We start from the raw sequence: 25775 nt of genomic DNA, 5'->3' as shown, positions 1-25775 counted from the left end.
GACTGATCGTTGGAATTGCAAAGCTGGGGTCAGACCCGTCGGGGGGATACGCCATTGGGCGTATCCCGATCCCGCAGGGACTGACCCCAAACCTATTTTTATTGGAGTTATTCCATGTTTTTGACCCAGGAAATCATCCGCAAGAAGCGCGACAAGGGCGTCCTGAGCGCCGAGGAAATCCAGTTTTTCGTACGCGGCATCACTGACGGCAGCGTCAGCGAAGGGCAGATCGCGGCGCTCGGCATGGCCGTCTATTTCAACGACATGAACATGGACGAGCGCGTGGCGTTCACCCTGGCCATGCGCGATTCCGGCCAGGTGCTGGACTGGCGCTCGCTGAACCTGCCGGGCCCCATCGTCGACAAGCATTCGACGGGCGGCGTGGGCGACGTGGTCTCCTTGCTGCTGGGTCCCATGGTCGCCGCGTGCGGCGGTTACGTGCCGATGATCTCGGGCCGCGGCCTGGGCCACACGGGCGGCACCCTCGACAAGTTCGACGCCATTCCCGGCTACTGCACGGTGCCGGACAATGCACTGTTCCGCAAGGTGGTGCAGGAGATCGGCGTGGCCATCATCGGCCAGACGGCGCAGCTGGCGCCGGCCGACAAGCGCTTCTACAGCATCCGCGACGTCACCGCCACGGTGGAATCGGTGGCGATGATCACCGGCTCCATCCTGTCGAAGAAACTGTCGGCCGGGCTGGACGCGCTGGTGATGGACGTGAAAGTGGGCACGGGCGCCTTCATGCCCACCTACGACAAGTCGGTGGAACTGGCCGAGAGCATCGTCGCCGTGGGCAATGGCGCGGGCATGCAGACGTCGGCGATCCTGACGGACATGAACGAGTCGCTGGCGCCATACGCCGGCAATGCGCTGGAAGTGCGCGGCGCCATGGATTACCTGACGGGCCGTTCGCGTCCCGCGCGCCTGCACGAAGTCACCCTGGCGCTGTGCGCCGAGATGCTGGTGCTGGGCGGCCTGGCCGCCACCGAAGAGGAAGCGCGCGTGAAATTGACCGCCTCCCTCGATTCGGGCGCGGCGGCCGAGCGCTTTGCGCGCATGGTAGCGGCCCTGGGCGGTCCGGCTGACCTGGTCGAGAACCCGGACAAACACCTGGAACAGGCACCGTTCGTCGTGCCGGCACCGGCGCTGTCGGCCGGCTTTGCCAACGTGCGCGATTGCCGCGCCATCGGCCTGGCAGTCGTGGCATTGGGCGGTGGCCGCCGCCGTCCGAGCGACAGCATCGATTTCGCCGTCGGCCTGACGGACCTCGTGGGCCTGGGCGAGCAAGTGGCCGTTGGCCAGCCGCTGGCCATGGTGCACGCGCGCACGGAAGAGGCGGCGCAGCAAGCCGTCAAGGAAATCCAGGACGCGTATGCAATCAGCGCCGTGGCGCTGGCGGGCAATCCGGTGATTTATCGTACCATTCGACCGTAGTTGAAAACTGGGGTCAGACCCCCGTTTGTGATGGCGCTGAGCTATGTGTGAGCGGTGTTGAGGGTCTGACCCCGGCCTTAATGATTTCAAAGGTATAACAGAAAAAATGAACAACCAAGAACTGATCGCCGAAGCCAACGCCGGCCGTGAACTGGCCTACGCGCCATACTCGCGTTTCAAGGTGGGCGCGGCGCTGCTGTGCAAGGATGGCCGCGTCTTCCGCGGCTGCAACGTGGAAAACGCCGCGTATGGGTTGTGCAACTGCGCCGAGCGCACGGCGTTTTTCAGCGCCATCGCGCATGGCTGCAAACCGGGCGACTTCGCCAGGCTGGCCGTTACGGGCGACACGGCTGAACCGATTTCGCCATGCGGCGCCTGCCGCCAGGTGATCTTCGAGATGGGCGGCGCCGACCTGCCCGTGATCCTGACGAACCTGAAAAACGATGTCATGGAAGTGACTGCGGGCTGGCTGCTGCCGCACGGCTTCGGCAATTCCGACCTGGACATGAAGTAACAGGATCCGCTTGAACAAGACGATCGACATCCAGGCCGCCGTGGCGATAGCCGCGGCCGAAGCCATGGCGGCGAAGACGCAGGGTACTTTTGGCGTGGGCGGCGTGCTGCTCGACGGCGCCGGCAACGTGCTGCAATCGATGCATAACAACGTCGTGCGCCAGGGGCTGGTGTTCGACCCCACGGCGCATGGCGAGCGCCAGCTGGTGGACTGGTATTTCGCCGAGCGGGCCAAGGGCGCGCTCTTGCCGCCGCCGGGCGAACTGACCATCGTCACTTCGCTCGACCCCTGCTGCATGTGCACGGGGGCGATTCTGGCGGCAGGCTTCAACGTGGTGGTGGCCGCGCCCGACGTCAAGGCGGGCATCAATTACGATGGCAGCGCCACGTTTACGGCCTTGCCGGCGCCGCTGCAGGCGCAGGCCGGCCGCAGTTTTTGCTATCCGGCCGTGCGCGGCGCCACCGAGTATGCGCGCCTGCCGTCCGGCGCCGCGCCCAAATCTTTTTTCATCGGCAAGAGCATCCACGAGGCGACGCAGGCACTGTGCTCGCTCGTGTTCGAAGCGACATCGGCGCAGGTGATGCAGCTGCTGAACGCCGGCGACGACGTGCCCCTGCGCGATCCCGCCGCCTTGCCGCCCGAGCATGTCGTGGTGCGCGCCTTGCGCCGCCGCTATCCCGACGCCCTGACTTACCGCTGCGACCCGCACGCGCCCGACGCGGGCCTGGCGCCATTCCTGCAGGCGGCCATGGAGCAGGACGCACGTGATGGCGGCCAGGGCGATGCGGCCGCCTTGCTCGATTCCTTCGGTAACCTGCTGCTATGCATGCCGGGTCAGTTGAGCCAGTCGGCCATACGCACGCCGTTCATGGAATGCACGCGCCAGTACGCGCAGCTGCGTTTTGAATTGATGGCGAATGCGGCGCCGGCGCTGCAGGAGGAAATCAAAAGCTACCTGGGCCACCCCAAGCACGGCACCTTCGTGCTGGCCATCGGCCCGGACGACAGCGCCGCCAGTTTCATGACCCTGGGTGCCTACGGCTCCACCATGGAAGGGGCGCTGCCGGAGAATAATCCCGCACAGTTCCAGTACGTGCGCCCGGCCATGGCGCAAGACGCGCTGCTGGCGCTGTGCGAGTCGATGCCGCCGCTTTACCGCAAGTTGATACGCATCCGGCCGCGCCAGGTGGCGGACCAGGCCCTGGTTCAGGCGCTAGGCTAGTCTAGGCGTCATCGTCCGGCAGGTTCTTCAGCAGGAAGTCGCGCACGTTTTCGCCTGCCACGCGGCGGATCTGCGCTTCCGACAGGCCAGCATCCAGCAGCGCCTGCGTCAAGCGCGGCAAGCCGGCCGCGTCGATGGCCGTGGTGACGGCGCCGTCGAAGTCCGAACCATAGGCCACGTGTTCGGCGCCGATCAGCTTGACCGTGTACTTGATGGCGCGCGCGATCGAGGCCACGTCCTTGCCGCAGACGGCCGTATTCCAGAAGCCGATACCCACCAGGCCGCCCTGGGCGGCGATGCGTTTCAGCTGGGCGTCGCTCAGGTTGCGCCCGTTGGCGCAGGTGCCGCGCACGCCCGTGTGCGACACCATCACGGGGCGTTTCGCCAACGTCAGTACGTCGTCGATGGTGGCCGGCGAGGCGTGCGCCAGGTCGACGATCATCTTGCGCTGCTCCATGGCGCGCAGCCATTGCTTGCCCAGCGGCGTCAGGCCGCCTTTTTTCAGGCCGTGCTGGGAGCCGGACACTTCCGTGTCGAAGAAATGCGTGGGCGCGGCCATGCGGTAGCCGGACCGGTACAGGGTGTCGAGATTGTCCAGCTTGCCTTCGAGCGCATGCGCGCCTTCCAGTGTCAGCCAGCCGGCTAGCAGGGCGGGGTCTTTTTCGCGCGCGGCGATGAAGCTGCGCAACTGGGCGCGGCTGCCGATGACGCGCACCTTGCCATGGCTTTTTACCGCTTGCTGGCGCAGCTCGTCGGCCTGCCAGGTGGCGCGCGCCAGCAGGCTGTTCCACGTGGTGGGCGGCAAGCCTTGCGCCACCACCAGGGCCGTGATGTTGTCCGTGTCGCTGCCATTGCGCTCGATATTCATCTTGCGCGGCGTCTTGGTGACGACGGAAAAGGCTTGCAGCGCCACGTTGGCCCGCTGCAGGCGGGGAAAGTCGACGTGGCCGCGCTGGCTGTCGCGGTTCAGGTCGCGTTGCCACAGCAGGCTGTCGGCGTGCAGGTCGGCGATCCACAGGCTCTGGTGCAGGGCCACAGTGGCTGCCGACGGCGCCTTGCCGGACGGGGCATGAATGCGGTTGAGATGTTCGTCGACGAGGACGGGAGCGGACAGGAAACCGCCGATCAGCGCAAGGCTGGCGGCGGTGAGGGTAGCGACAATCATTGTTCTCCGTTTTACCATGGATCGTAGGTGCCCAGGCTCCAGATGTGGCCTTCCGGGTCGCGGCAGGTAAAGCCCCGTCCGCCGTAATCTTCATCCTTGATGTCGAGCACGATCTCGGCGCCGGCTTCGCGCGCGCTGCGGTAGACGGCGTCGGCGTCGTTGACGACCAGGTAGCAGTTTTGCGTGTTGGCGCCGCCGATGTCGCTTGGCAGTTTCATCAGCCGGCCATAGTCGCTGTCGAGTGCGGGTGCCACCATGACCATGCCATTGCCAAAGCTCAGTTGCGCATGGGCGACACCACCATTGCCGTCAGGCACGATCAATTGTTTTTCGAAACCGAGTGCCTTGCACAGCCATTCGATGGCGGCGGGCGCGTCGCGGTAGCGCAGGCAGGGAATGGTCGTATTTACTGTAGCTTTTGCTGTCGTGGTCATCAGAAAACTCCTATGGCTGAGGGGGAGTAGCTTCGATCATGGATACTGCGTAGCGTTCCGTATCAAATCCCTCCATTTGGATGGTTTTGATGCCCGTCAGTGCCGCGCCCATCCATAGTGCCATAGAACCATCATTGCACTCTTGCCACGACGCAAATTTTTATTGCGGCGAATGCTGCGAAGCCGACGCTTTCTGATCTGCGCCGGCATCGTCGTTGTTGCTTGCCCATCTCAGCAGCATGACGAGGGCAAACAGCATGATGGCCAGCGGCAAGATGGTGATCAGGAACGCCAGGCCCAGGCAGCAGACCAGCAGCATGGGCCAGGACATGGTGCGCAAGGCAGCCATCCCCTGGCGCGCGTAAGCGCACAGCTCGTTCCAGAAAGCGCTGAAGGAAGTGCTGCCCGGTGCCGAATTGATGTCTTTCATGCCGTTCTCCTGTCGTGTGGGTGCCGCTGCCGTATGCATGCTGGCAATGAAACCACTATAGGCAAATCCTTGCTGCCGGGTATGGCGTATGCGACGAATGGCAGGAATGGCGGACCGAACGGCGACAGGCAACGACAAACGGTTACTCGAAGACCTTCAGTTTCAGCTGGAAACTGAGCGCGCCATACAGGCGGTCCTTGTAAGACGGCACGATGGCGATATTCACGCCCACGCGCTGGTATTCATAGCTGATGGTGGGGACCAGGGCCGGGAACCAGCCGCCATCGCGCATCTTCGGATAGCCGCTGAAGCCGCCAACGACGGCGCCGATGCGCAGCGGGCCCACCTTGATCGGCTGGTAGTACACGCCCAGGTAATTCGAGTAGGCGCGGTCGCTATTGTAGAAGCGGCCGGCCGTGGCCGACGCGACCGTGGAGAAGCGATATTCGGCGCCCAGGCCCGGATTGCTGTCGTTCAGGTTCTTGTCGCGCTGAAAGTGATACGAATAAAAGCCCGCGTTGAGCCAGGTTTCGCTGAGCGGCTGGTTGTCGATCATGTTAAACACGTCGGCTTGCGCGCCGCAGGCATATGCCAGCATCAGTGCGCCTAGGGACAATCGTTTCATGCGTGCTTCATCCTTATGATTTCATACTTCGTGGGCTCGCCTGGTCTGGCGCTGCCGCGATCGTATCACCAAGTTGGCTGCGCTTCTAAGCAATATTGAAAGTGCAGAACAGACGCCTGTTTGCCCGTCTGTTTTCAGCGTCAGCCGGATGGCTGGGGCGTTCTCCGGGCAGCGCCAGGAGAATGATTCCCGCCGAGCAACTATGTTTTCATTATTGTTACAAAAGTTGTTGGTTTGCGACATATCAAAGCGAATGGATATGATATTCTGGCGTCAAGTTAATTTTCTTTTTGGAAATAAAATGTCAATCATGCCTAAATCATCATTCGTTCTCGTTTTGTCGACCGTGTTTGCCGCCGGCGCCGCGCAAGCCGGTGTTGTCGATTTGGGCATCGGTGGCGCCAATTTGTATTCCCTCAGTAACTTCAGCGCGTCCGGCAGCGATGTCGAAGGCGGCGTGCTGGTGGCCGGCAATCTGACGGCATCGAACTATTCGGTCAATGACAAGAACAAGGATGCCTACGTCACGCATGGCAACACCGGCTATGCGCTGGTGGTTGGCGGCAACCTGAACTACAGCTCCGGCTCGATCAAGAACGGCAATTACTATGTGGGCGGCAGCACGACGACGAGCAGCGTGGGCCTGAACACGGCTAGCAAGACCACGGTGTCGCCCGTGTCGTTCGCCACGACGTCGGCGCAGCTGAAAAACACCTCGACCTCGCTGGCCAACGTGGCAGCGACGGGCAGCAGCTCGGTGGCCTATGGCGGCATGACCCTGAAGGGCGGCACGGGCAATGTGCAAGTGTTCGACCTGACTTCCGCGGCGCTGGGCTCGGTGAACAACTTCAAGTTCAGCAATCTGCACACGAACGACACCCTGATCCTCAATATCAGCGGCACGAATGTGAACCTGTCCGGCGGCTACGGCGATTTCAGCAAATACAATGTGCTGTACAACTTCTATGAAGCGCAAACCATCACCTTGAACGGCGTGGGCCTGTACGGCAGCGTCCTGGCGCCGCTGGCGACCCTGGCCGGTGGCAATGGCCAGATCAACGGCAGCGTCGTGGTGGGGAACTGGGCCTCGAACATCCAGGTCAATGCGAACCATTATTTCAACGCTACCAACGTGTCCGGTTATGTGTCGGCCGTGCCGGAACCGGAAACCTATGCGATGCTGCTGGCAGGCCTGGGCATGATCGGCTTCATGGCGCGCCGCCGCAAGAACAAGACGGCTGCGTAAGCGTTCGCGCCGTTCAGAAAACCGCCTGTCGAGGCGGTTTTTTTTCGTCCGCTGGCGGCATGGCCACCGCCGCCAGCACCATGTGCGCGATCAGGGCTTCCGCATCCTCATAGTCCTTGCGCGTGAGCTGCTTGCGTTCCAGCACCAGGGCCATCTGCGCCGAAAAATCCGCATACGATTGGGTCATGGCCCAGATGGCGAACATCAGGTGCGTGGCGTTGACGGGCGCGATCCGGCCGGCGGCGATCCACGCTTCGAAGACGGCGATATCCTTGCGCAGCAGGGGCACGACCCGGTCGCGTATCTGCGCGCCGTACAGGGGCGCGCCATTGATCACTTCCAGCGCATACACGCGCGAGGCCCATGGCTGTTCGCGCGAAAAACGCAGCTTGGCGCCGATATACGCGCGCAGCACGTCGCGCGGCTCGTCGTGTTCATTGGCCAGCATGTCCATGCGCGCCAGCCAGTCGTCTAGCACGTCGTCGAGCACGCGCTGGTACAGCAGCTGCTTGGACGGGAAGTAATACATCAGGTTTTGCTTCGACAGGCCGGCCCGCTCGGCGATGGTGGCGATCGAGGCGCCCTCATAGCCGCATTCCGCGAACGCGCGCACGGCTTGCTCCAGGATGTCCGCTTCCAGGCGATCGCGGTTTTGCAAACGCCGGCCGCCGGCATTTTTCACGGAAAGGGCAGGGGATTTGTCGCTGGCCATGGCGGTTTCTTTAGCGTGGGCGTATCGATTGCAGGAATGCCTGCAGCACGGGGGTATCGGTGTAGGCCACGTTGAAGCGGAACCACACCGTCTCGGGCGCGCGCAGCATGAAAAATTCGTTCGGCGACAGCAGGATGCCCGCCTTCAAGGCCATGTCGGCGATGACCTTGCCATTCCATTCCGGCGTTTGCACGTCGGGCCAGCCTGCGCTGACGAACATGCCGCCGCGGGGCCGCGCCACGGGCGCCATGCCCGTTTGCGCCAGGCAGTCGATGCTGCGCTCGCGGGCCGCATCGAGTTGCGCCACGAGCCGTTCGACCATGCGCTTGTAGGGCCGCGCGCAGATGGCGTGGTAGACGGCGCGCTCGTTGATTTCCGACGTCGTCAGTCCCGCCAGCATTTTGACGCGCACCAGTTCGGCCACCAGCGGCGGCGAGGCGCAAATCGATCCCACGCGCAGCACGGGCGACAGAGTCTTGGAAAAACTGCCCACGCGGATCACGCGGCGCAAGCCGTCCATCGCCGCCAGCGACGCTTCGCCGCGCGCCGCCAGTTCGCGGTAGATATCGTCTTCCACCAGCCAGAAATCGAATTGTTCGGCCAGCGCCAGCAGGCGGTGCGCCTGCGCCTGGGTGAGCGATGTACCGAGCGGATTTTGCAGCACCGTGTTGACGAACATGAGCTTCGGCTGGGTGCGCGCGGCTTCAACGGCCAGCGCATCGAGATCGAGGCCCGCTTCGCCGCGGTGGACGCCCACGGGGATGCAGCCATGGTGGCGTATCAGCGACTGCAGGTTGCTGTAGCCGGGGTCTTCCACCAGCACCGTGTCGCCCGGCTTGGTCAGGCTGCGCAGGATCAAGTCAAAAGCATGCGTGGCGCCGTGCGTCAGCAGGACCTGGTCCGGCTCGACCTGGAACAGCTCTTCCGACAGGCTGCTTGCCAGGTGCTGGCGCAGCGAGGGAAAGCCGAGAGGGTGGCCATAGCCGCGCAGGCGGCTGGCGGGAATGCGCATGGCCTGGCGCACGGCGTCGAGCACGGTCGCTTCGCCATACATCTCGGGCGGCAGCCAGCCCGCCCCCACGGGGAGGGCGTCGGACACGCCCGAATACAGGTCCGGCGTGAGGGCGTCGATGGCCGTGGGGCTGGCGTGCACAGCCAATTGCGGCGAGGCGGCGATATCGTGGCGCGCGACGAAATAGCCGGAACCGCGCCGCGACGACAGCAAACCGAGGTTGACCAGGCGGTCATACGATTCGACGACGGTAAACGTCGACACGCCATTGCAGCGGGCGAACTGGCGCACGGACGGCATGCGCGTGCCGATGCGCAGGGCGCGGCTGCCCACCATGACGCTGATGGCGATGACGATCTGCTCGACCAGGCCGCCCTTTTTCTGGCGGTCGATGTCGAGCACGGGCCAGCCGCTGGCTTGCTCGGGAGCATCGTCTGTGCTGTCGCTGTGCTTCACGGTGGCTCCTTATGCTGCCTTGCACAAAAAAACTGTAGTGGTTTTTCGACCTGTACGGTTGGGATACTTTGCCGTTTGTGTATCTGTGCCATTGGGGATGGCCTGTCTATTATTACATCAGCTTTTTGCCAACTGGTAAATTATTTTACGCTTCGTCAAAAACGATCCTGGCCCCCGCGCCAGCCCATTCCAAGGAGAAGGTCATGAACGAAACAAGGCCGGAATCGATGTCGGCATTCTGGATGCCGTTTACGAACAACCGCGATTTCAAGGCCAACCCGCGCCTGCTGGTATCGGCCGAAGGCATGTATTACAAGGATGTCGATGGCAACGCCATCCTCGATGGCACGGCGGGCCTGTGGTGCGTGCCGTGCGGCCATGCGCAGCCGAAAATCGTCGGCGCCATCCGCGACATGGTGGGCCAGCTCGACTTCGCCCCCACTTTCCAGATGGGCCATCCGGCCGCCTTCGACCTGGCGGAAAAACTGATGGACTACACGGGCCACAAGTTCGGCCATGTGTTTTATACGAATTCCGGCTCCGAAGCCGTCGATACGGCGTTGAAGATCGCGCTGGCCTACCACCGGGCGCGCGGCGAGGGCGCGCGCACGCGCCTGATCGGCCGCGAACGCGGTTACCACGGCGTCGGTTTCGGCGGCATTTCCGTGGGCGGCATCGGCGGCAACCGCAAGACCTTCGGCCCCCTGCTACCGGGTGTTGACCACCTGCCGCACACGCACAACCTGGATAAGAACGCCTACACGGTGGGCGAACCCGAATACGGCACCCACCTGGCCGACGAGCTGGAACGCATTATCGCCCTGCACGACGCCTCGACGATCGCCGCCGTCATCGTCGAACCGGTGGCCGGTTCCACGGGCGTGCTGATCCCGCCGAAAGGCTATCTGAAACGCTTGCGCGAACTGTGCACCAAGCACGGCATCCTGTTGATTTTCGATGAAGTGATCACGGGTTTCGGCCGCATGACGACGCCTTTCGCCGCCGACTATTTCGACGTCGAGCCGGACCTGATGACGACGGCCAAGGGCCTGACCAACGGCATGGTGCCGATGGGCGCCGTGTTCAGCAAAAAGTATATCCACGATGCCTTCATGGATGCGCCACCGGGCATCGAACTGTTCCACGGCTATACGTATTCCGGCCACCCGCTGGCCTGCGCCGCCTCGCTGGCCACCTTGCAGGTGTTCGAGGAGCAGGACATCCTGGGCCACGCGAAAGCGATGCAGGCGTACTGGAGCGACGCCGTGCATTCCTTGAAAGGTTTGCCGCACGTGATCGACCTGCGCAGCATCGGCCTGATCGCCGGCATCGAGCTCGATCCCATCGCCGGCAAGCCCGGTACGCGCGCCTTCAGCGCCTTCAAGCAGGCCTTCGCCGACGGTGTGCTGATACGCACGACGGGCGACATCATCGCGCTGTCGCCGCCGCTGGTGCTGGAGAAGCAGCATGTCGACGAGCTGTTCGGCAAGCTGGCCACGGTGCTGAAGAACCTTGATTAAGCCCCGGGGTCAGACCCGCCGGGTCTGACCCCAGAATTTGCCCTTGGGGTAAAGAGAGGAAATAACGTGAACCAAATTAACACACAGCTCGACACCATCACCCACTACATCAACGGCGCCAAAGTCGACACCCAAAGCGGCCGCTACGGCGACGTCTACAACCCGGCCCTGGGCGAGCCTGTGGCGCGCGTGGCGCTGGGCACCGTGGAAGACGTGGACGCGGCCGTGCAGGCGGCGGCGGCCGCCTTTCCCTCGTGGTCGGCCACGCCGCCGCTGACGCGCGCCAGGGTCCTGTTCCGCTACCTGCAGCTGTGCCAGCAGCACACGGATGAATTTGCCGCCATGCTCACGCGCGAGCATGGCAAGACCTTTGCCGATGCGCAGGGCGAAGTGGCGCGCGGCATCGAGATGGTGGAATTTGCCGTCGGCATACCGCAACTGCTGAAGGGCGAATTCACGGACCAGATTTCGCGCGGCATCGACGCCTGGTCCATGCGCCAGGCACTCGGCGTGGTGGCCGGCATCACGCCATTCAATTTTCCCGTGATGGTGCCGATGTGGATGTTCCCGGTGGCGATTGCCTGTGGTAATACCTTTGTCTTGAAACCGTCCGAGCGCGATCCGTCCGCGTCCCTGCTGCACGCGAAACTGCTGAAAGAAGCGGGCTTGCCCGACGGCGTCTTCAACGTGGTACAGGGCGACAAGGTGACGGTCGACGCCTTGCTCGACCACCCCGTGGTGCAGGCGATCAGCTTTGTCGGCTCGACGCCGATCGCGGAGTATATCTATGCGCGCGGCAGCGCCAGCGGCAAGCGTGTGCAAGCCCTGGGCGGCGCGAAGAACCACATGGTGGTGATGCCGGACGCGGACATGGAGATGACGGTCGACGCGCTGATCGGCGCGGCTTACGGATCTGCGGGCGAGCGCTGCATGGCCATCTCCGTCGTCGTGGCCGTGGGCGACGCGGGCGACAAGTTGATCGATGCACTGGCAACGCGCACGGCCGCACTGAAAGTGCGCGACGGTATGGAAGATGGTGCGGAAATGGGCCCGGTCGTGTCGCTGGCGGCCAAGCAGCGTATCGAAAAACTGATCGCCTCGGGCGTGGAGCAGGGCGCGACTTTGGTGGTCGATGGACGCAACCATGTGGTGCCTGGCCGCGAGAACGGTTTCTTTGTCGGCGGCACCTTGTTCGATCACGTCACGCGTGACATGAATATCTACAAGGAAGAGATTTTCGGCCCCGTGCTGTGCGTGCTGCGCTGTCCAGACGTGGTGCACGCGGTGGAGCTGATCAACGCCAACGAGTATGGCAACGGCGTGGCCATTTACACGCGCGATGGCGGCGTGGCGCGCGAATTCGTGCGCCAGATCCAGGTCGGCATGGTGGGCGTCAACATCCCCTTGCCCGTGCCGATGGCCTTCAACAGTTTTGGCGGCTGGAAGCGCAGCATGTTCGGCGACCACCACGCGTATGGCCCCGAAGGCGTGCGTTTCTACACGCGCCACAAGGCCGTGATGCAGCGCTGGCCGAACACGGCAAGCGCTGGTGTGGAATTTGCTTTTCCCCAGATGAAGTAAGGGTTTTAAATCAAACATCGGCCGCACAAAAAAAGGAAACCGCGATGATCGAGTCCTTGAGTTATTTACCGCATCCCGCCCTGCCCAACGAGGAATTGGCGGGCCACTTCACGGACCTGGCACCGCCCCTGACGGCGCGCCAGGCCGTCATCGAAAGCGCCCGCTGCCTGTATTGCTACGACGCGCCGTGCAGCCGTATCTGTCCGTCGGAAATCGACGTGGCCAGCTTCATCCGCAACATCCACGACAAGAACATCAACGGCGCCGCCGCCGGCATCCTGAAGCAGAACATCCTGGGCGGCAGCTGCGCGCGCGTCTGCCCGACGGAGATTCTGTGCGAAGACGTCTGCGTGCGCAACCACGACGCCGAAGGCCAGCCCGTCAAGATTGGCCTCTTGCAGCGCTATGCCGTCGACCACATGCATTTTACGGCGCACCCTTTCAAACGGGCGGCCGCCACGGGCAAGACGATCGCCATCGTCGGCGCGGGACCGGCGGGACTGTCGTGCGCGCACCGCCTGGCCATGCTGGGCCACGACGTGGTGATCTTTGAAAAAGAGGGCAAGGCGGGCGGCCTGAATGAATACGGCATCGCCAAGTACAAGCTGACGGACGATTTCGCGCAAAAGGAAATCGACTTCCTGCTCGATATCGGCGGCATCGCCATCCGATGTCGCCAGGCGCTGGGTGAAAACGTGCAGCTGCGCGACTTGCATGCGCAGTACGACGCCGTCTTCCTGGGCCTGGGCCTGGGCGCCAGCCGCAAGCTGGGCTTGACGGGCGAGGAGGCGCCGGGCTTGCTGGCCGCCGTCGACTACATCGCCGCGCTGCGCCAGGCGGACGACCTGACCGCGCTGCCCGTGCCGAAACGCGCCATCGTCATCGGTGCCGGCAATACGGCCATCGATATGGCCGTGCAGATTCAAAGGCTCGGCGCCGAGGAAGTCACGCTGGTGTACCGGCGCGGCTTCGACGCCATGACGGCCACCCACCATGAACAGGAGATCGCCAAGGCGAACCAGGTGCGCATGCTGACGTGGGCCCAGCCGCAGCAGGTGCTGCTCGATGGCGAGGGCAAGGTGGCCGGCATGCGTTTCGAAAAAACCGCCATGCAGGGCACGCGCCTGGCTGGCACGGGTGAGACCTTCGACGTGGCGGCCGACGCCATCTTCAAGGCCATCGGCCAGAGCCTCGACACCGAGGTGCTGATTGACCCGATGGCGTCGTTGCTGCAGCGCGAAGGCGACAAGATCGCCGTCGACGCGGGTTTCCGCACGGTGCTGCCGGGGATCTACGCGGGCGGCGACTGCGTGGCGCCGGGGCAGGACTTGACGGTGCAAGCCGTCCAGCATGGCAAGCTGGCCGCACTGGCCATCCATTCCGATTTGTTGAATAAAGTGGAGGCTGCATAATGGCTGATCTCAGCATCGAATTTTGCGGCATCAAGGCGCCGAATCCCTTCTGGCTGGCGTCCGCACCGCCGACCGACAAGGCGTATAACGTGGTGCGCGCCTTCGAGGCGGGGTGGGGTGGCGTCGTGTGGAAAACGCTGGGTGAAGACCCTGCCGCCGTCAACGTCTCGTCGCGCTATTCCGCCCTGTACGGCAAGAACCGCGAAGTGGTGGGCTTCAACAACATCGAGCTGATTACCGACCGCTCTCTGGAGATCAACCTGCGCGAAATCACGCAGGTGAAAAAGGATTGGCCCGACCGCGCCATGATCGTCTCCCTGATGCTGCCTTGCGAAGAGCACTACTGGGCCGACATCCTGCCCAAGGTCGAGGCGACGGGGGCAGACGGCATCGAGCTCAATTTCGGCTGCCCGCACGGCATGCCGGAGCGCGGCATGGGCGCGGCCGTGGGCCAGGTGCCCGAGTACGTGCAGATGGTGACCGCCTGGTGCAAGAAACACAGCCGACTGCCCGTCATCGTCAAGCTCACGCCCAACATCACGGACGTGCGCATGCCGGCGCGCGCGGCCAAGGCGGGCGGCGCGGACGCCGTCTCGCTGATCAACACCATCAACTCGATCACCTCGCTGGACCTGGACCGCATGGTGGCCTTGCCGATTGTCGGTGGCGCCAGCACGCACGGCGGCTATTGCGGCGCGGCCGTGAAACCCATCGCCCTGAACATGGTGGCGGAGATCGCGCGCGATCCGCAGACGCGCGGCTTGCCCATTTCCGGCATCGGCGGCATCGGCAACTGGCGCGACGCGGCCGAATTCCTCGCCCTGGGCGCCGGCTGCGTGCAGGTGTGCACGGCCGCCATGCTGCATGGCTTCCGCATCGTCGAAGAAATGAAGGATGGCCTGTCGCGCTGGATGGACGAGAAGGGCTATGCACGCATCAGCGATTTTTCCGGCAAGGCCGTGGCCAACACGACGGACTGGAAATACCTGGACATGAATTACCAGGTGATCGCGCAGATCAACCAGGACGACTGCATCAAATGCGGCAAGTGCTACGTGGCTTGCGAAGATACGTCGCACCAGTCGATTGCGCAACTGATCGACGCGGCCGGTACGCGCACGTATGAGGTGATCAAGGAGGAATGCGTGGGCTGCAACCTGTGCGAAATCACCTGCCCGGTGCAGGGCTGCATCACGATGGTGCCGCAGGCGACGGGCAAGCCGTACATGAACTGGACGCAGGATCCGCGCAACCCCAGGGCATTGGCGGAATCGGTATAGGGCACGTTTTTTGCGTACGCATATTTTATAAACAGTTGCCCAACTTTGCAGTAAGCTAGGCCGCAGCCGTTTTTAAAACGCCCAACCTCCCAACCGATGGAGCAACCCTGTGAACCACGACTATTCAGGCAACACGCAACTCTGGAATGAAGACCTGGCGCCCACCACGGCGGCGCAGCGCACCTGGCGCTGGTATCACTTTGCCGCGCTGTGGGTGGGCATGGTGATGTGCATTCCCGCCTACACCCTGTCGGCCAGCCTGATCGACAGCGGCATGTCCGGTTACCAGGCCGTGCTCACGGTCTTTCTCGCCAATGCCATCGTGCTCTTGCCCATGCTGCTGATCGGCCATGCGGGCACCAAGTACGGCATCCCGTATGCCGTGCTGGCGCGCGCCTCGTTCGGCACCATGGGCGCGCGCCTGCCGGCATTGATGCGCGCCATCGTCGCCTGCGGCTGGTACGGCATCCAGACCTGGTTCGGCGGGCAGATGATCTACACGCTGATGGGCGTGCTGATGGGCCATGAACTGGGCGGCGAGAAGATCGCGGGCCTGGGCATCAACGGTAGCCAGTTGCTGTGCTTCCTGGCCTTCTGGGCCATCCAGTTCTATTACATCCTGCATGGCATGGAATCGATCCGCAAGCTCGAAACCTATACGGCACCCCTGAAAATCCTGATCTGCTTCGTGCTGCTGTACTGGGTGCACAGCAAGGCCGGCGGCGTGGCCAGCCTGCTGGACCAGCCATCGCAATTCATCCCCGGCGGTAAGAAGGCGGGCCAGTTCTGGAGCGTCTTCTGGCCGTCGCTCACCGCCATGGTGGGTTTCTGGGCCACCTTGGCATTGAACATTCCCGACTTCACGCGCTTTGCCAAGACGCAGCGCGACCAGATCGTGGGCCAGTCGGTCGGCTTGCCCGTGCCCATGGGTTTGCTGGCCATGCTGGCCGTGATCGTCACTGCCGGTTCGGTCGTCATGTACGGCAAGGCCATCTGGGACCCCGTCGACCTGGCCAGCCGCATGACGGGGGCCGCCGTGCTGATCGCCCTGATCATCCTCCTGATCGACACGGTCAGCGTCAATCTGGCGGCCAACCTGGTGGGGCCGGCCTACGACTTTTCCTCGCTGGCGCCGAAGCAGATTTCGTACAAGATGGGCGGCTACATCACGGCCTTCATCGCCATCGTCATGATGCCGTGGAAGGTGCTCGAGTCGACGCAGGGCTATATCTTCACTTGGCTGATCGGCTACTCGGCCCTGCTGGGCCCCATCGCCGGCATCCTTATCGTCGACTATTACTTTGTGCGCAAGACGCAGCTCGACGTCAAACAGCTGTACCGCGACGACGGCGTCTACTCGTATGGCAATGGCTGGAACATGGCGGCGCTGATCGCCTTTGTCATCGCCGTGCTGCCGAATATCCCGGGCTTTTTGAACGCGGCCTTTCCCACGGCGTTTCCCGGCGTGGGCGAAGGCTTTAAAACCATCTACACCTACGCCTGGTTCGTGGGCGTGGCCATCGCCGCCGTCGTCTACGGCGTCATGATGAAGGGCAAGGTAGCTGCGCGCGTGCAGCAGGCGACGCAGTCCTGATCTTTTCGAGAAGGAGACAAGATGACTACACTGATACGTGGCGGTACCGTCGTCAACGCCGACCGCGCGTTTCGCGCCGATGTGCTGATCGAGGGCGACACGATTGCCGCCGTCGGCGAGAACCTGGCGCTGCCGGCCGGCGCCACCGTGATCGACGCGGGCGGCCTGTACGTGATGCCGGGCGGGATAGACACGCACACGCACATGAACCTCCCTTTCATGGGCACCGTGACGGCCGACGATTTTTTCACGGGCACGGCGGCGGGACTGGCGGGCGGCACCACCACCATCATGGACTTCGTCATCCCCGCGCCGAAGCAGTCGCTGATCGAGGCCTATCACCAGTGGCGCGAGTGGTCGGCCAAGGCGGCTGGCGACTACACCTTCCACGTGGCGATCACCTGGTGGAGCGAACAGGTACATGAAGAGATGGGAGTGCTGGTGCGCGAGCATGGCGTGAACAGCTTCAAGCATTTCATGGCCTATAAAAACGCCATCATGGCCGACGATGAAACCCTTGTGAAAAGCTTTACCCGCTCGCTGGAACTGGGGGCGCTGCCCACCGTCCATGCGGAAAACGGCGAACTGGTTTTCCAGTTGCAGCAAGCCCTGCTCAAAAAAGGCATCACCGGGCCGCAGGCGCACCCGCTGTCGCGCCCTCCCGCCGTGGAAGCGGAGGCGGCCAACCGCGCCATCGCGATCGCCAACGTTTTGAATACCCCCGTGTACATCGTGCACGTCTCGTGCGCGGAGTCGCTCGACGCCATCACGCGGGCGCGCGCCAATGGCCAGCGCGTGTATGGCGAGGCACTGGCGGGCCACCTGGTGATCGACGACAGCGTCTACCAGGGCGATGATTTCGACTACGTGGCAGGCCACGTCATGAGCCCGCCGTTTCGCGGCAAGCACCATCAATCGGCACTGTGGCACGGCCTGCAAAGCGGCAACCTGCACACGACGGCCACCGACCACTGCACCTTCTGCGCCGAGCAGAAGGCGGCTGGCAAGAATGACTTTACGCGCATCCCGAACGGCTGCGGCGGCGTCGAGGAACGCATGGCCGTGGTGTGGGATGCTGGCGTCAATTCGGGCATGCTCACCCCCTCAGAATTCGTCAAGGTGTCGTCCACCAATGCGGCGCAGATCTTCAATATGTATCCGCGCAAGGGCGTCATCGCCGCAGGCAGCGATGCAGATATCGTGCTGTGGGACCCGCAAGGCACGCGCACCATTTCCGCCGCCACCCAGTTCGCCAAGGGAGGCTTCAATGTCTTCGAAGGGCGCACCGTGCGCGGCATCCCCAGCACCACGATTGCCGCCGGCAAGGTGGTGTTCCACCAGGGCGAACTGACGGCCGTCGAAGGGGCGGGGCGCTATATCGAGCGTCCCGCGTTTGCCGCCACGACCGCATAAGGAGTTGACGATGGATGCATTGCGTATCAATGGTGAGCGCCTGTGGGCAGCCCTGATGGAACTGGCGCGTATCGGCGCGACAGCGAAGGGCGGCGTCAAGCGCCTGGCCCTGACGGATCTCGACAAGGAAGGCCGCGACCTGGTGGTGCGCTGGGGCCGCGAGGCGGGCATGAGCATCACGATCGACCAGATCGGCAATGTGTTCATGCGCCGCGACGGCATGGACAATACCTTGCCGCCCGTGATGACGGGCAGCCACATCGACACGCAACCCACGGGCGGCAAGTTCGATGGCAATTACGGCGTGCTGGCGGGCCTGGAAGTGGTGCGTACCCTGAACGATCTGAAGATCAAGACGCAGGCACCGATCGAAGTGGCCTTCTGGACCAACGAGGAAGGCTCGCGCTTCGTGCCCGTGATGATGGGCTCGGGCGTGTTTTGCGGCGCCTTTTCGCTGGAGACCGCGTATGCGGCCAGGGACACGGAAGGCAAGACCGTGGGCGAGGAGCTGGCGCGCATCGGATACAAGGGCGAGCAGGTGCCGGGCGACCATCCCATCGGCGCCTATTTTGAAACGCATATCGAACAGGGCCCCGTGCTGGAAGACGCGGACACGGTTATCGGCGTGGTGCCGGCCGTGATGGGGCTGTCCTGGTACGACTGCGTGGTGACGGGCATGGAAGCACATGCGGGCCCCACGCCCATGGGCTTGCGCAAGGATGCGCTGCAGGTGGCCACCACCATCATGCAGGAAGTGGTGGCGATTGCCAACCGCTACCCGCCGTACGGGCGGGGCACGGTGGGCATGGTGCAGGTCTTCCCGAACAGCCGCAACGTGATCCCCGGCGAAGTCAAATTCAGCATCGACCTGCGCAACGTGAACGACGAGCTGCTCAACACCATGCACGGCGAGATCACGGCTTTCATCGATGCCACGCGCGAAAAAACAGGCTTGGGCATTTCACTGGAAAGAGTCTCCTACTACCCGCCATGTCCGTTCCACCCCGACTGCGTGGGCGCCGTGCGCAACGCCACGGCCAAACTCGGCTACTCCGTGATGGATGTGGTGTCCGGTGCCGGCCACGACGCCATCTACGCAGCCCGGCTGGCCCCGGCCGGCATGATCTTCGTGCCGTGCAAGGACGGCATCAGCCACAATGAAATCGAGGACGCCAGGCCCGAGCACCTGGAAGCGGGCTGCAACGTGCTGCTGCACGCGATGCTGGAGCGGGCCGTGGCCGTGTAGCCACGACCGCTATCCCTGCGGCTTGGGCTGGAAGTTGCGCAAAAACGCCAGCAGCGCGCGCGCCGCGATGTCGGCGTCGTCGGCCGTCATGGTTTCCAGCGGGTTGTGGCTGATGCCGCCATTGCCGCAGCGGGTAAACAGCATGGCCACGTCGGTGATGGCGGCCATGGCCATGGCGTCGTGGCCGGCGCCCGACAGCAGCGCATACGGTGCGATGCCGACGGATTCCACGGCTTGCGCCAGCTGCGCCATCAGCCACGGCGCGCATGGCGCCGCGCGCGCCGACAGCAGCAGTTCCAGCTGGTAGTCGATCTGGCGCCGCGCGCAGATGGCGGCGATGCCATCCAGAATATCGTCGACGGCTGCCTGGCGCACGGCGTCAACGGCCGCGCGTATATCGAGCGACAGGGTGCAGGCGCCGGCGATCACGTTGACGGAGCCGTTGGGCACCTGCAGCTGGCCCACGGTGCCCACCAGCGCTTCGCCGTGGCTGCAGCGCTGTTCCACCAGCAGGATGATTTCGGCGGCCGCGCTGGCCGCGTCCTTGCGCATGGTCATGGGCGTGGTGCCCGCGTGGCTGGCCACGCCGCCCAGGCTGACCAGGTAGCGCGAGCTGCCGGCGATCGCCGTGACGATCCCCAGCGGCAGGTCGCGCTCAAGCAGCACGGGGCCCTGTTCGATATGCACCTCCACATAGCCGAGCAGGCTGGCCGGATCGCGCGCGATGGCGCCGATGGCGCTCGCCTCGTGGCCGGCGGCGGCCAGCGCGTCGCGCATGCTCACGCCATCCGCATCCAGCTGCTCCAGCAGCGACACGTCGAACTTGCCTGTCACGGCCGTGCTGCCCAAAAACGTGCTCTTGAAGCGCACGCCTTCCTCTTCGGCGAAACCGACGACCTCGAAATGAAATGGCAGTTTTTCGCCCCGTTCGTGCAGGTGGCGCACGACGGCGATCGGCAGCACGATGCCCAGCCGGCCATCGTACTTGCCGCCGTTGCGCACCGTGTCGTAGTGCGATCCCGTCATCAGGGTCTTCGCGCCCGGTGCGTCGGACAGATAGCGCCCGACGACATTGCCGACGGCGTCGATGTGCACCTGCATGCCCGCGTCCCGCATCCAGTCGGCCAGCTGCGCGGCCGTTTTGCGGTGCGCCGGCGTCAGGTAGGCGCAGGTCAGGTTGTAATCGCTGTCGCTCCAGCCGGCCAGCGTTTCCGCCTGCTGCATGATGGCGGGGCCGAAGTCCAGGCGCACGTCGAGCAGGTCGTTCAGGCGCAGTTCGGCGATGCGCTTGATCTGCCGCAGCGATTCGGCCAGTTCATCGGCGCGCCGGTTTTTCAGGCGCCGCGCAAACGTGGCGATGATGTCCTGGCGCGTCAGGCCCTCGCCCGTCGGACCCTTGACGGCCAGGATGAAGGGAAAGCCGAACTTGGCGTTGTATTCGCTGTTGAGGCGCTGCAGGGTGGCGAATTCATCAGGGCTGCACAGGTTCAGGCCCGACTTGGCCTGTTCGCGCGTCGATTCCGCCGTCAGCTGCCCGGCGATGGCGGCCTTGCCGGCCAGCTCGGGGTGGGCGCGTATCAGTCCCAGCTGCTCTTCGGGCGAGGCTTGCGCCAGCACGCGCTGCAGCTCCGTCTTGAGGGCCGTCTGGCTGGCAAACGGCCGGGCGGCGGCCGCGCGCTGGGCGATCCAGGGCGAGTGTTCGTAGATGCCATGCAGGTGCGCGATAAAATCGGCCTGGCTGCCGGCGTTCAGGTCTGAAAGGGTGGTCATGGTTTTCCGATCATGCAAGCGGTGATGATAGCGCCCCGTTCCTGCCTCCATTATATGCGCGCGTTGATAGCGGCTATCGCTGCACCAGCGCCTTGGCCGCTGCGCTGACCTGGTCGCGCAGCCATTTGTGTTCGGGCGCCTGGTGCACGCGCTGGTGCCACAGCTGGTAAAAGCGCATCGGCGGGAATTTCAAGGGCACGGTATACGTTTTCAGCGGCAGGGTCTTTTCATAGAAGCGCATGAATTGCCGGCCCGTGGTGAGCACCAGATCCGTCTGCGTCAGCATGTAGGGGATCAGGCCGAAATACGCCGACTCCACCACCACGTTGCGCTGCAGGTTTTGCCGTTCGAGGAAGGAATCGATCACGCCGTGGTAGCCGGGCATCATCTGCGACGGTGCCACGTGGGGCAGGCTCAGGTAGTCGTCGAGCGTCATGGCGTCGCTGGCCGTACGGCGCGCATAGGCGTTTTCCGCATGCATGGCGCAGATGATGGGGTCTTCGAACAGCTTCGAGATGTGCAGGTGCGCGGGCGGCTCGTCCCAGTTGGCGATCACCAGGTCCAGGCCACCATCGGAGAGCTGGCGGATATGGTCGATGCCCGGCCCCAGGCTGTGCAGCACGACGCGGCTTTTCGGCGAGCCGCGGCGCAGCAGGGCCACCACGTTGGGCAGGAACTGGCTGTCCAGGTAGTCGGGCGCGGCGATATGGAAGGTGCGCGCCTCTTCCTGCGCCACGAACGGCGTCTTCTTGACGAACAGGCTTTCCGTCTGGTCGAGGATGCGCTTGGCCGGATTGAGCAGGCTTTCGCCATGCTGGGTCGGCACCATGCCGCGCGCGCCGCGCACGAGCAGCGGGTCGCCCGTCAATTCGCGCAGCTTGCGCAGGGAGGCGGAAATCGAGGGCTGCGGCTGATTGAGCTTGAGCGCCACGCGCGAGACATTCTTTTCCACCAGCAGCAGGTAGAGGATGCGGATCAGGTGCAGGTCGAGGTGTTGCGGCAGGCTGGACATGTGGCGGCGGCTCTGTTGTATATCGATTTGAATATGTCAAATATACGATATTTTTCATGTGATGGGCGGTAAATCCGTTTATCTTGTGTAGATTGGCACGAATATGGGTTCGGTCTGACTAGAGGAAATTTATGGAAGTATTTGCCTACCTGATTCCGTACGGCCTGGAGTGGCTGAACCTGATCGTCCGCTGGCTGCACGTCATCACGGGCATCGCCTGGATCGGTGCTTCCTTTTATTTCGTCTGGCTCGACAATTCCATACGTCCACCCGCGCCCGGCTCCGAGCTGGCGAAGAAGGGCGTGTCGGGAGAATTGTGGGCCGTGCATGGCGGCGGCTTCTATAACCCGCAAAAATACCTGGTGGCGCCCGCGGAACTGCCGAAAGAGCTGCACTGGTTCAAGTGGGAAGCGTATTCCACCTGGCTGTCCGGCTTTGCGCTGCTCACCATCGCGTATTACTTCAATGCGCAGGCCATGATGATCGACAAGGCCGTGGCCGATATCTCCAGCGGCCAGGCCGTCGGCATCGGCATCGCCACCCTCGTCATCGGCTGGACCGTGTACGACCTGCTGTGCCGCTCGAAGCTGGCGCAATATGAACTGTGGTTCGGCGTGACGGTGTTCGCGCTGATCGTCGGCGCCGCGTACGTGCTCACGCATTTGCTCAGCGGGCGCGCCGCCTACATCCACGTGGGCGCCATGATCGGCACCATCATGGTGGCCAATGTGCTGATGCTGATCATTCCAGGCCAGCGCAAGATGGTCGAGGCCATGGCCGCCGGCAAGCTGCCCGATCCCAAACATGGCCTGAAAGCCAAGCAGCGCAGCGTGCATAACAATTATTTTACGTTACCCGTGCTGTTCATCATGATCAGCAACCACTACGCGATGACTTACCGCAACGACCACGCGTGGCTGGTGCTGGCACTGATCATGGCGGCCGGCGTCTTCATCCGCCACTTCTTCAACCTGCGCCACAAGGGCCGCGTCGAGTGGCGTTATCCTGCCCTTGGCGTGGCCCTGCTGGTGGCCGTGGCCGTGGCCATCGCGCCGAAAGCGCCCGTGGCCCTGGCGGCCGCGCCGGCGGTGGACCCGGCGGCGCAGTTCACGAGCGTGCACGCCATCATCGCCCAGCGCTGCGCCACCTGCCATTCGGCCCAGCCCACGCAGCCGGGCTTCGCCACGGCGCCGGCCGGCATGATGCTGGATAATGAGACGCAAATCCGCCAGCACGCGGCGCAAATCTACAAGCAGGCCATCGAGCTGAAGGCCATGCCAATCGGGAACCTGACCAATATGACGGAGGCCGAGCGCAGCGAACTGGGCGCCTGGCTGCAACAGACCATGCAAGGAGCAAAATGACTACGCACGCAGAAAAAATCACGGCCTGGATCGACGAGCACTTCGACGAGGAGATCGCCTTTTTACAGAAGGTGGTGCAGCAGCCGACGGATACGCCGCCCGGCAATAACGCGCCCCATGCGGATCTGGTGGCGCAGCTGCTGCAGGCGTATGGCTGGAACGCGGAAAAACACGCCGTGCCGGCGGACCAGGTCGAGGCGTACGGCATGCAGAGCATCACCAACCTGATCGTGCGCCGCCCGTATGCGGCAGGCGGGCCGACCGTGGCCCTGAATGCGCATGGCGACGTGGTGCCGCCCGGCGACAACTGGACGTATCCGCCGTACGGCGGCCAGATCGACGGCGGCTATATCTACGGCCGCGCGACGGCCGTGTCGAAAGGCGATTTCGCCACCTATGTGTTTGCCGCGCGCGCGCTCGAAGCGCTGGGCATTCCCCTGAAGGGGCAGCTGGAACTGCATTTTACCTACGACGAGGAATTCGGCGGCTTGCTGGGGCCGGGCTGGCTGCTGGAACAGCAGCTGACGAAGCCCGATTTCGTCATCGCCGCCGGTTTCAGCTACGGCATCGTCACGGCGCACAACGCCTGCCTGCAGCTGGAAATCACCGTGCACGGCAAGTCGGGCCACGGCTCGATGCCGGAAACGGGCCACGATGCGCTGCAGGCGGCCAACAAGATCCTCAACGCCATTTACGGCCAACTGCCGGAACTGAAAAAGATCAAATCGAAAGTGGCCGGCATCGACTCGCCCACCATGCTGGTGGGCCGCATTGACGGCGGCACGAATACCAATGTGGTGCCGGGCAAGGTCGTCATGAAGATGGACCGCCGCATGATTCCCGAAGAAGACCCGGTGGCGGTGGAAGCGCAGGTGCGCGCGCTGATCGAAGACGCGGTGCGCGGCGAGCCTGGCATCCGCATCGAGATCCGCCGCCTGCTGCTGTCGCATGCGCTGCGGCCCTTGCCCGGCTCCGAGCAGCTGGTCGGCAGCCTGCAGAAAAATGCGCAAGCGATTCTGGGCGAGACGATACCCGCCGTCGGCACGCCCCTGTATGCGGATGCGCGGCTGTATGGCGAACATGGCATTCCCGCCGTGCTGTATGGCGCCGGCCCGCGCACGGTGCCCGAGTCGAATGCGAAGAAGGCCGACGAGCGCCTGGTGCTCGACGACTTGCGCAAGGCCAGCAAGATCGTCGCCCTGACCTTGCTCGATTTCCTGGCGCAGAAATAGGGCGGGGCGCTTTGGCTTACAATGGGGCGACCACACTCTAGGTGAAGAAGAGCTCCATTGAATACCCGTTTTCTCGAAGCGTTTGTCTGGGCTGCGCGGCTGGGCAGCTTCCGCACGGCGGCCGACAAGCTGCACATCACGCAGGCGGCCATTTCCAACCGCATCGCCTCGCTGGAGCAGGATTTCGGCACGCGATTGTTCGACCGCGATGCGCGTGACATCCGCCTGACCTTCGCCGGGCGCAACCTGCTCGTGTACGCCGAGCGCATGCTGGAACTGTGCCGCGACATGTATGCGGCCAATTCCTCGCCCGCGCAGATCACGGGCGAAGTGCGCATCGGGGTCATCGAAACCATCGTGCATACCTGGCTGATCCCGTTCCTGCAGCGCGTGCAGGAGCGCTATCCGGGCATCGAAATTCAATTGACGTCGGAATCGACGCGCCGCCTGCACGAACAGCTGCAGCAGGGCGAACTCGATATCGCGCTGCAGACGGACATGCTGACGGGCGACCATATCCGCAGCACGGGCAGCGGCGCCATCGCCATGGGCTGGGCCGGCAGGGCCGCCGACTGGCCCGACACGGGCGTGCCGTTCACGGTGGCGCAACTGGCGCAGCATCCGATCATCACCATGAACCGCGGTTCGCAGCCGCATTCCGCCTTGAAGGCGCTGTGCCAGGACGAGGGCGTGCAGCTGGGAAGGGTCCATTGCGTCAGCTCGATTTCCGCCATCGTGCGCCTGGTCAAAGCGGGCTTCGGCATCGCCGTGCTGCCGCTGGCGCCCCTGCGCGAGGAAATCGAGCAAGGCAATATCGCGCTGATTCCCTGCGCCAGCAGCCTGGCGCCGCAGCGCATCGTCATCAGCTACAGCGAAGACATCACGACGGAAGCGATTCAACTGGTCGCCATGCTGGCATGCGAAGAGGCGGCCAGGTTCACGCTGGCGCTGGGCGAGGAATATGGTGCCGGGTGATATCACGGCGTAGGTCGGATTAGCGCCCCGGCGCGTAATCCGACAACATTGTTGGCCCGTCCCCAACGCGACCCACAAGAAAAACTTATCAGTCGCGTTCAGAATAACCCGTTTGCCAAGTGA

The 25775-nt window shown here is 63.7% G+C and carries 22 protein-coding genes; 14 read left to right on the top strand and 8 right to left on the bottom strand.

From position 1 onward, the window contains the following. The first annotated feature begins 114 nt into the window (after positions 1–114). The 3 genes from deoA to AC1Q6X_RS22495 all read left to right on the top strand — a co-directional run bounded on the left by deoA (position 115) and on the right by AC1Q6X_RS22495 (position 3173). Positions 115–1437 (top strand): thymidine phosphorylase, encoded by a 1323-nt coding sequence (gene deoA, locus AC1Q6X_RS22505; RefSeq protein ID WP_492498435.1) that lies wholly within the window; start codon positions 115–117, stop codon positions 1435–1437. A 106-nt stretch (positions 1438–1543) separates the two neighbouring features. After that, complete coding sequence (locus tag AC1Q6X_RS22500) at positions 1544–1951, top strand: cytidine deaminase (RefSeq protein ID WP_034785574.1); 408 nt, start codon at positions 1544–1546, stop codon at positions 1949–1951. Positions 1952–1955: 4 nt separating this feature from the next. Next, complete coding sequence (locus AC1Q6X_RS22495; RefSeq protein WP_492498452.1) at positions 1956–3173, top strand: nucleoside deaminase; 1218 nt, start codon at positions 1956–1958, stop codon at positions 3171–3173. Position 3174: 1 nt separating this feature from the next. Here the strand turns inward: AC1Q6X_RS22495 and AC1Q6X_RS22490 are convergent, their stop codons facing one another. The 4 genes from AC1Q6X_RS22490 to AC1Q6X_RS22475 all read right to left on the bottom strand — a co-directional run bounded on the left by AC1Q6X_RS22490 (position 3175) and on the right by AC1Q6X_RS22475 (position 5827). Beyond that, the gene (locus AC1Q6X_RS22490; protein ID WP_492498434.1) at positions 3175–4338 is read right to left on the bottom strand and encodes a dipeptidase; all 1164 of its coding nucleotides are present in this window, start codon (positions 4336–4338) and stop codon (positions 3175–3177) included. 11 nt (positions 4339–4349) lie between these two features. Then, positions 4350–4772 carry a VOC family protein gene (locus AC1Q6X_RS22485; protein WP_230506668.1) on the bottom strand — a complete coding sequence of 141 codons (423 nt, stop codon included), beginning with the start codon at positions 4770–4772 and terminating at the stop codon, positions 4350–4352. A 160-nt stretch (positions 4773–4932) separates the two neighbouring features. Then, positions 4933–5202, bottom strand: a complete 270-nt coding sequence (locus AC1Q6X_RS22480) for a hypothetical protein (protein WP_070219312.1) — start codon at positions 5200–5202, stop codon at positions 4933–4935. Between the two features lie 142 nt (positions 5203–5344). Next, complete coding sequence (locus AC1Q6X_RS22475) at positions 5345–5827, bottom strand: hypothetical protein (RefSeq protein WP_492498433.1); 483 nt, start codon at positions 5825–5827, stop codon at positions 5345–5347. A 310-nt stretch (positions 5828–6137) separates the two neighbouring features. Between AC1Q6X_RS22475 and AC1Q6X_RS22470 the strand changes: the two genes are divergently transcribed. Next, positions 6138–7073 carry a choice-of-anchor A family protein gene (locus AC1Q6X_RS22470; RefSeq protein WP_070291200.1) on the top strand — a complete coding sequence of 312 codons (936 nt, stop codon included), beginning with the start codon at positions 6138–6140 and terminating at the stop codon, positions 7071–7073. 13 nt (positions 7074–7086) lie between these two features. On the opposite strand, the gene AC1Q6X_RS22465 is transcribed toward AC1Q6X_RS22470, so the two are convergent. After that, positions 7087–7785 (bottom strand): TetR/AcrR family transcriptional regulator, encoded by a 699-nt coding sequence (locus tag AC1Q6X_RS22465; RefSeq protein ID WP_230506666.1) that lies wholly within the window; start codon positions 7783–7785, stop codon positions 7087–7089. A 10-nt stretch (positions 7786–7795) separates the two neighbouring features. After that, the gene (locus AC1Q6X_RS22460; protein ID WP_492498432.1) at positions 7796–9253 is read right to left on the bottom strand and encodes an aminotransferase-like domain-containing protein; all 1458 of its coding nucleotides are present in this window, start codon (positions 9251–9253) and stop codon (positions 7796–7798) included. A 203-nt stretch (positions 9254–9456) separates the two neighbouring features. Here AC1Q6X_RS22460 and aptA point away from each other — a divergent pair, with 203 nt between their 5' ends. The 7 genes from aptA to AC1Q6X_RS22425 all read left to right on the top strand — a co-directional run bounded on the left by aptA (position 9457) and on the right by AC1Q6X_RS22425 (position 19299). Next, positions 9457–10773 carry an omega-aminotransferase AptA gene (gene aptA, locus AC1Q6X_RS22455; RefSeq protein ID WP_492498431.1) on the top strand — a complete coding sequence of 439 codons (1317 nt, stop codon included), beginning with the start codon at positions 9457–9459 and terminating at the stop codon, positions 10771–10773. Positions 10774–10848: 75 nt separating this feature from the next. After that, a complete protein-coding gene (locus tag AC1Q6X_RS22450; RefSeq protein WP_492498451.1) occupies positions 10849–12354 on the top strand; it encodes a CoA-acylating methylmalonate-semialdehyde dehydrogenase in 1506 nt (501 codons plus the stop codon). 44 nt (positions 12355–12398) lie between these two features. Beyond that, positions 12399–13766, top strand: a complete 1368-nt coding sequence (locus AC1Q6X_RS22445; protein ID WP_492498430.1) for an NAD(P)-dependent oxidoreductase — start codon at positions 12399–12401, stop codon at positions 13764–13766. Next, entirely contained in the window at positions 13766–15046 is a 1281-nt protein-coding gene (preA, locus tag AC1Q6X_RS22440) for an NAD-dependent dihydropyrimidine dehydrogenase subunit PreA (protein ID WP_492498429.1), read from the top strand. The genes AC1Q6X_RS22445 and preA overlap by 1 nt, the downstream gene beginning before the upstream one ends. Before the next feature lie 109 nt (positions 15047–15155). Beyond that, positions 15156–16640: an NCS1 family nucleobase:cation symporter-1 gene (locus AC1Q6X_RS22435; RefSeq protein WP_492498428.1), complete on the top strand. Its 1485-nt coding sequence runs from the start codon at positions 15156–15158 to the stop codon at positions 16638–16640. A 21-nt stretch (positions 16641–16661) separates the two neighbouring features. Then, entirely contained in the window at positions 16662–18053 is a 1392-nt protein-coding gene (gene hydA / locus AC1Q6X_RS22430) for a dihydropyrimidinase (RefSeq protein ID WP_492498427.1), read from the top strand. Between the two features lie 10 nt (positions 18054–18063). After that, positions 18064–19299 carry a Zn-dependent hydrolase gene (locus tag AC1Q6X_RS22425; protein WP_492498426.1) on the top strand — a complete coding sequence of 412 codons (1236 nt, stop codon included), beginning with the start codon at positions 18064–18066 and terminating at the stop codon, positions 19297–19299. A 9-nt stretch (positions 19300–19308) separates the two neighbouring features. On the opposite strand, the gene AC1Q6X_RS22420 is transcribed toward AC1Q6X_RS22425, so the two are convergent. Both AC1Q6X_RS22420 and AC1Q6X_RS22415 read right to left on the bottom strand, forming a co-directional pair. Continuing rightward, positions 19309–21069, bottom strand: coding sequence for an allantoate amidohydrolase (locus AC1Q6X_RS22420; RefSeq protein WP_492498425.1), 1761 nt, complete (start codon positions 21067–21069; stop codon positions 19309–19311). A gap of 73 nt (positions 21070–21142) precedes the next feature. Continuing rightward, complete coding sequence (locus AC1Q6X_RS22415) at positions 21143–22081, bottom strand: LysR family transcriptional regulator (protein WP_034754583.1); 939 nt, start codon at positions 22079–22081, stop codon at positions 21143–21145. Positions 22082–22212: 131 nt separating this feature from the next. Here AC1Q6X_RS22415 and AC1Q6X_RS22410 point away from each other — a divergent pair, with 131 nt between their 5' ends. From AC1Q6X_RS22410 to AC1Q6X_RS22400, 3 genes are read left to right on the top strand one after another with little or no spacing between them, the layout of a single operon-like run. Beyond that, positions 22213–23445 (top strand): urate hydroxylase PuuD, encoded by a 1233-nt coding sequence (locus AC1Q6X_RS22410; RefSeq protein ID WP_492404557.1) that lies wholly within the window; start codon positions 22213–22215, stop codon positions 23443–23445. Further along, positions 23442–24677, top strand: coding sequence for a M20/M25/M40 family metallo-hydrolase (locus AC1Q6X_RS22405; RefSeq protein WP_492498424.1), 1236 nt, complete (start codon positions 23442–23444; stop codon positions 24675–24677). The genes AC1Q6X_RS22410 and AC1Q6X_RS22405 overlap by 4 nt, the downstream gene beginning before the upstream one ends. A gap of 57 nt (positions 24678–24734) precedes the next feature. Continuing rightward, on the top strand, positions 24735–25652 hold the full coding sequence (locus tag AC1Q6X_RS22400; RefSeq protein WP_121668553.1) for a LysR family transcriptional regulator: 918 nt from the start codon (positions 24735–24737) through the stop codon (positions 25650–25652). Positions 25653–25775 lie beyond the last annotated feature (123 nt).

This window comes from Janthinobacterium sp. GW823-FHT06H09 (genome assembly GCF_058794735.1).
This window is presented reverse-complemented; position numbering and strand designations above follow the sequence as displayed.